Below are 5,535 nucleotides of genomic sequence, written 5' to 3'. Positions count from 1 at the left end.
ATGAAATCGATATTCACGGTAGAGCATCGAAATTCATGGCAGAGAGTCAGCAGGAGCCATTTTCAGGCGCCGTGAGTGTTTTTCACAGTCGCGGGATGCCGGAAGCAGCCACACCGGTAGGCTACGCAGCTCTCATCGATGCCTACGATCTGGCCGTACCGATCCCACTAACCCTGGCGGCCATTGGTCCGCGCCACAAGGTCTATGAGGCCGATGGCTGGAATATCTACACGCCTCGCCATGCGCCCAGTGCCGATCTTAGCGGGCATCTGACCTTCGCCCTGCGCTATGAGGGGCTGGATCTGGCCGTGCTGAAGGAGCTGTTTCGCGCCACCGGTTCCGAGCCGATCGTCGATATCGTGCGTGCGACGCCGACGGGCGCTTATGCGCGCCGGCTGTGGTTTCTGTACGAATGGCTCCTTGACGCACAGCTCGATCTTCCCGATGCTGAGCAGGGTGCCTATGCCTTGGTCGTCGATCCTAAGCACCAATGGGCGACGAATGGCACAACCTCGACCCGCCATCGGGTGAAGAACAACCTGCCGGGTACGCCGGCGTTCTGCCCAATGATATTCCGAACGCCCGCGCTAGAAGCATTCGTCGCTCGCAATCTGGCTGAAGAAGCTCGACGTCTGGTCGCTGAGGTGCCAGCCGACCTGCTGGCGCGGACGGCGGCTTTCCTGCTGCTGAAGGATTCGCGGTCGAGTTTCGAGATCGAAGGTGAAGATCCGCCTCAGGACCGTATCCAGCGCTGGGGGCAGGTCATCGGGGAGGCGGGCCGCCGTCCGATCAACCGCGACGAACTTCAGCGTTTGCAGCGCATCGTCATCGGCGACGCGCGCTTCGTGCGCTTGGGATTGCGCGTAGAGGGCGGCTTCGTCGGTGAGCATGAACGCAATACAGGCGCGCCCATTCCCGACCATATCAGCGCGCGGCATGAGGATTTGCCGGAGCTGATCGAGGGCTTGACTGCCTTCGACAGAAGCGCGGCCAGGGGGCTCGACCCCGTTATTGCCGCCGCCGGCCTAGCGTTTGGCTTTATTTATATCCATCCGTTCGAGGACGGGAACGRCCGCCTTCACCGCTATCTCATCCATCATGTGCTGGCCGAGCGTGGTTTCAATCCGCCAGGCCTGGTTTTCCCCGTCTCTGCGGTCATCCTCGACCGGATCGACGACTACCGGAAGACGTTGGAAAGTTACTCGCGTCGTCTCATACCGCATGTTCGATGGCGGTCGACCGATCGGGGCAATGTGGAGGTGCTGAACGAGACGATAGACTTCTATCGCTATTTCGACGCCACCCCTCATGCCGAATTCCTGTTCGCCTGCGTGGCGCGCACGGTAGATGTCGATCTGCCGTCCGAGACCGCGTTCCTCCGAAGTTACGACACATTCAAGGGTCAGGTTCTGGGCATGATCGATATGCCAGACAGGCTACTTGATCTGTTGTTTCGGTTTCTGCGCCAGAATGACGGCCACCTTTCGAAGCGGGCGCGCGAGCGCGAATTCGCGGGGCTGACGGAAGACGAGGCCATTCGGATCGAGGGAATTTTTGCCGAGCTCCGCGCTGGCTTCTGAGGGCATCCTCCGGCTTCCAAAGAAGCGCCCGACCCTCCTGTGCGAAGGCCCGGCCAGGTTGCGAGAGCGAGTCGGTCAGATGCTGCAGTCGGCTCTGTACTTTCCAGGGCCGTTGCGCATCATGAACMCTTAGATGACCCGATCGCCGGCGGCCGCCTGAAGCTGCCGTAGCCTTCGGAGATCCTGTGTCTGGCATAGTCCGGTCCGAATTTCTTCACCCAGCGGCGGATCTTTTCATAGGAAACGACGATGGCACGGTCCAGCAACATCTCTTCCACAAGACGCAGGCTCAGCAGAAATTGGAAGTAGAGCCAGACCGCATGAGCAATCACAGCGAGTGAGAAACGACGACGCTTGTATCTGAAAAAGGGCTGGATCATGACCGCCAACTATCAGCCAACAGCTTTATCTCGGGTGAACCTGACATCGCACTGACARGCACTCGCACGCGCATGGTGGACGACATTTGAGAACGCGGAAACGTCTGCCGCAGGCAAACTGAACGTTCAAGAAGTCCAGCGACCAGCAGGCGCTCACCTCGCTTTGAGCGAGATAGGCGCACGCGCCCACAGCACGCCGCCAAGCTTTTCGGAGCGTGACGTCCAGCAATTGTAAGGGGCCGCGCAAGTCTTGAAGCGTCCGGCCATTGCGTTCTTGCCGCGACGATCTACTAAATCAATTCGAACCGACTCGCCAATCAGTATTGCTGCAACTTCTGATCGATAAACATACAAGGGGACCCATGCCGGAACGCTATCTGTCACCAGCGCTTCATGATCAGGATGCGATGACGCTACTGATGGCGCCGTTGGTTGGCATTGAAGCCAAGATCTACAATGACCTGTGGAATGCGGTGATCAACCGCAAACTCAGACCGGGCGCCAAGCTCGAAGAATCCGTGATAGGGGAGATCTATGGCATCAGCCGTACGGTCATCCGCAAGGTACTGTTCATCATGGAACAGGAAGGCATTGTCTCATTGCCGGCCAACCGCGGCGCCTACATCGCTTCGCCATCGTTCCGAGACGCTGAGGAACTCCTGGAATCGGTGTCTGCGGCGCTCATCTATTTCATAGGCGAACTGGCGACACACCCAGAGCGCATCACCAAGGAACAACGCAATAAGCTCGCCGACCACATCAAGGCCCGAGAAAAGGCCAACGCCAACCAGGATTTCCATACCGCACGCCGGCTGAACAACGAGTTTTGCCTGCTTCTCGCACTTATCCATGGCAACCGGCTTATGGCGGGCGTATTCGACAGGCAGATAAATCTCTACACTGTTGCGCTTGCTTCGTATCAGGTAGCTCCCCCGCCTTTCAGCCGAGCAGAATTTACGACAACGCTGACCCGCCATATTTTCGACGGTGAGCCGGCCGAGGCAGTCGCCTATTACCGCACGGTCTACGACGCAATCCGCCGCACATTGCGACCAGACGGGGCAAGGAAGAGATCGATCTTCGGGCGATCCTGACGGTAGCGTCGCGTTAACGGAATGAGATGGTCGGGCCGAGGGTGCGCAGGGAAGCAAGTAGCGCCGCGTATTTCATCGACCAGTCGTCGCCGTTGCTGGTGAAGGCGATTGCGCACTGGCCGGAAAGGTGGATCTGGGTCCGTGTGTCCAGGCGTGACCTTCAGGAGGCTTGTCAACCAGCATCGGGACGCGCAAGGCGCGACGAATTAAAACGGCGGCGTAGACTACTCCAGTTTTGACTTGGCCGGCGCTTCCCGGCTGAGTCCTCCAAAGCCGCCCCAGCCTTGCGGGCAGACTCCGCCGCAGAAAAACACGATCTGGCCGGAGTTGCTGTCTCAAGTGGAGCCTCGCAGGCCGACCCCAATTGAACCAATGAAATCCTGCCATGCACGTTGATGCTGTATGCAGGTTTTCATGTTTCCAGTCCACCAGGACCATTGATATAAGCCAGGTTTGCCGCCAGGAGACTTTGCCGGATGCCCCAACGTTACCTTTCCCCAGCGCTCCATGGTATTGGTGCCATTTCGCTGACAGCTCCATTGATCGGTGTTTGAAGCGCTGATCTACGACCGGCTGTGGAACGCCATCCTTGACCGCAAGATCCGCCCCGGCACAAAATTGGCTGAAGACGAGATCGGCGCTGCCTTCAACATCAGCCGGACCGTCATCCGCAAGGTTCTGTTCATTATGGAGGAGCAGGGGATTGTTCATTTACCTCCCAACCGCGGTGCCTATGTCGCCACGCCGACGCCGGAGGATGCACAGGAAGTCCTCGAAGCCACCCGCGTCATCGCCATGCATGTCGTGGGCGAGCTTGCTAGGGCCCAGACCCATAAAAGTGTTGGCATCACCTCAGGTTTGTGATTCACGACTTCCGAAAGGGAGGGGTAATGAATCGGGACCATTTCTGGCTCACAGAAGAGCAGTTTCGCCGTATCGAACCTCATCTTCCGACTGACACGCGGGGCAAGGAACGCGTCGACGACCGGCGTGTGATCAGCGGTATCGTTCAAGTTCTGAAGTCAGGCGGGCGCTGGGTCGATGCGCCGCCGGACTACGGGCCGCGCAAGACGCTCTACAATCGGTATGTCCGCTGGGCGGCCAAGGGTGTGTGGACGGATCTCTTTCACGCGCTTGCCAGTGCCGGTGGTCCGCCCGAGCAGGTTCTGATCGACTCGTCCGCCGTGAAGGCGCATCGCTCGGCTTCGGGCGGTAAAGGGGGGAGCAAAATCAGGCCATCGGGCGCTCGCGGGGCGGCCGCACGACCAAAATCCATGCCCTGACCGATCGTGCATCGCGCACTGCCCGTTATCGCTTGCATGCTGACCGGTCAGCTGGCGAACGTTCCCGTATCTGATCTTACAGGAGGATTACGGGATGAAACTGTTCATTGGATTGGATGTGTCGCTGGCGAAGACCGCGATCTGTGTGGTCAGCGAGCATGGCAAGATCGTGAAGGAGGCGCAGATTGCCAGTGCGCCCGAAGCGCTTGTGCGCTGGATCAGGGAACAGGATGGCACCATTGCCGCCATTGGCCTTGAGGCAGGCCCCTTGTCGCAGTGGCTGCATCGCGGGATGACCGAAGCGGACTTGGACGTCGTGCTGATGGAAACCCGGCAGGTAAAAGGGGCGCTAAAAGCAATGCCGATCAAGACGGATCGGCGGGATGCCGAAGGTATCGCACGGCTACTCCACCTCGGGTGGTTCCGGCCCGTTCACTGCAAATCCGTCTCATCGCAGGAGGTCCGCGCCGTGCTCGGAGCTCGCAAGGCCATCCAGCAGGGCATGATCGCTTTGGAGATGTCTCTGCGTGGGATGCTGCGGAACTTCGGGCTCAAGGTCGGCGCCATATCTCGCGGCAGGTTCGACCTTCGCATCCGGGAACTGGCGTTCGGCAATCCCATGCTTGAAGCCGCGACAGAACCGATGCTTCGGGCGCGGGCGTCCTTGCGGCATGAATTGGCAGGGCTAGAGCGCCACGTCCGCAACTTGGCTCAGGATGACCCGGTATGCCGTCGGCTGATGTCCATGCCAGGGATCGGTGCAGTTGTGGCGTTGACCTACCGATCGGCAATTGATGATCCCGCCCGGTTCACTTCATCGAAGAAGGTAGGGCCATGGGTAGGCCTCACCCCGTCGCGCAACCAGTCAGGCGAGCGCGACGTCTCAGGCGGCATCACCAAGGCCGGCGACGTCAACCTGCGCCGGGCGTTGTGTCAAGCCGCGACCGTCATGATGCACCGGGGCCGCTCGACATGGCTGAGAACCTGGGCAGCACAGGTCGCTCGCCGCCGTGGCCGGAAGCGCGCCATGGTTGCCTTGGCCCGGCGCGCCGGTGTGATCCTTCATAGGATGTGGGTCGATGACACCGACTTCCAGTCGGACATGACGGTGCCACTTGCGGCCTGAAGACCTGAGTTCCCAACCGTTGCCTGCCTGACAGCAGGCCCTCGAGGTCCCCCCAGGGACGCGGTTCCGATG

At 59.8% G+C, this 5,535-nt stretch carries 4 protein-coding genes and 2 pseudogenes; 5 read left to right on the top strand and 1 reads right to left on the bottom strand.

The features are described from left to right. The first annotated feature begins 35 nt into the window (after positions 1–35). The gene (locus AC1DUU_RS21515; RefSeq protein ID WP_476785424.1) at positions 36–1,580 is read left to right on the top strand and encodes a Fic family protein; all 1,545 of its coding nucleotides are present in this window, start codon (positions 36–38) and stop codon (positions 1,578–1,580) included. Positions 1,581–1,768: 188 nt separating this feature from the next. Here AC1DUU_RS21515 and AC1DUU_RS21510 read toward each other — a convergent pair. Continuing rightward, positions 1,769–1,960 (bottom strand): annotated as a pseudogene (locus AC1DUU_RS21510) (IS6 family transposase); the annotation flags it as partial. Between the two features lie 323 nt (positions 1,961–2,283). Here AC1DUU_RS21510 and AC1DUU_RS21505 point away from each other — a divergent pair. From AC1DUU_RS21505 to AC1DUU_RS21490, 4 genes and pseudogenes are all read left to right on the top strand, one after another. Next, a complete protein-coding gene (locus AC1DUU_RS21505) occupies positions 2,284–3,054 on the top strand; it encodes a GntR family transcriptional regulator (RefSeq protein WP_476785423.1) in 771 nt (256 codons plus the stop codon). 546 nt (positions 3,055–3,600) lie between these two features. After that, entirely contained in the window at positions 3,601–3,918 is a 318-nt protein-coding gene (locus AC1DUU_RS21500; protein WP_476785422.1) for a GntR family transcriptional regulator, read from the top strand. Between the two features lie 26 nt (positions 3,919–3,944). Beyond that, positions 3,945–4,375, top strand: a pseudogene (locus AC1DUU_RS21495) (IS5 family transposase); the annotation flags it as partial. Between the two features lie 56 nt (positions 4,376–4,431). Continuing rightward, positions 4,432–5,463 carry an IS110 family RNA-guided transposase gene (locus tag AC1DUU_RS21490; protein WP_476785421.1) on the top strand — a complete coding sequence of 344 codons (1,032 nt, stop codon included), beginning with the start codon at positions 4,432–4,434 and terminating at the stop codon, positions 5,461–5,463. The last annotated feature ends 72 nt before the right edge of the window (positions 5,464–5,535 follow it).

The organism is Aminobacter sp. P4_H6_2 (genome assembly GCF_056400805.1).
The sequence above is the reverse complement of the archived record's forward strand: the minus strand, read 5'-3'. Positions and strand labels throughout refer to the sequence as shown.

Excerpts from the sequence above, each read along its gene's own strand:
- AC1DUU_RS21490 (WP_476785421.1), top strand. The coding sequence starts at position 4,432 with ATGAAACTGTTCATTGGATTGGATGTGTCGCTGGCGAAGACCGCGATC.